Raw genomic sequence first — 575 nt, 5'->3', positions numbered from 1 at the left:
CGGCTTGGCGACGGTCGCCGAGCGCGAGAGCCTGACGCGCTGCTCACCAAGCCAGCCGCGCAGGTCCTCGACCAGCGGGCGGCTCCGCTCCTGTCGGACCTGGCGACGCGCGTCGGCGCTCAGACCATTGATCTCGCGCTCGATGGCAAAGAGGAGATCGATGCGCGCGACCGCCTCCAGGGCGATCGGTGACACAGGCGCGGCGCCGGGGCCACGCCGTGCGCTCGCGGCGATGTCGGCGAGTTCGAAGAAGCCGCGGCGTGCGTGGGCCCAGCAGAGCGCTGATGTGACGGCTCCACCTTTGCGGGCGGGATCGTAGAGCCCGTTGTATCCGCCATAGGCGTCGGCCTGCAGGATGCCGGACCAAGCCACAAGGTGCGCGTCCGGATGCTCTTGCCGCCGGTCGCGCGAGGCGAAGTAGAGCGCCGCCGGCGGATCGGTGCCGCCAAAGGGCCTGTCGTCGCGCATATAGGTCCAGATCCGGCCCGTATCGGTTTTGCCTTTGGCCAGGATCGGCACTGTGGTGTCGTCGGCGTGCAGCCTCTCGGCCGTCATCACGTGCCGGGCGATCCGCT

The 575-nt window shown here is 69.9% G+C and carries 1 protein-coding gene; it reads right to left on the bottom strand.

The window, feature by feature from the left end; all coding sequences use genetic code 11:
- On the bottom strand, positions 1-575 hold a 575-nt coding region (locus tag G3T14_RS24565), incomplete at both ends, for a transposase (RefSeq protein ID WP_163645058.1).

The organism is Methylobacterium sp. BTF04, assembly GCF_010692745.1.
Classification (GTDB): Bacteria; Pseudomonadota; Alphaproteobacteria; order Rhizobiales; family Beijerinckiaceae; genus Methylobacterium.
The sequence above is the reverse complement of the archived record's forward strand: the minus strand, read 5'-3'. Positions and strand labels throughout refer to the sequence as shown.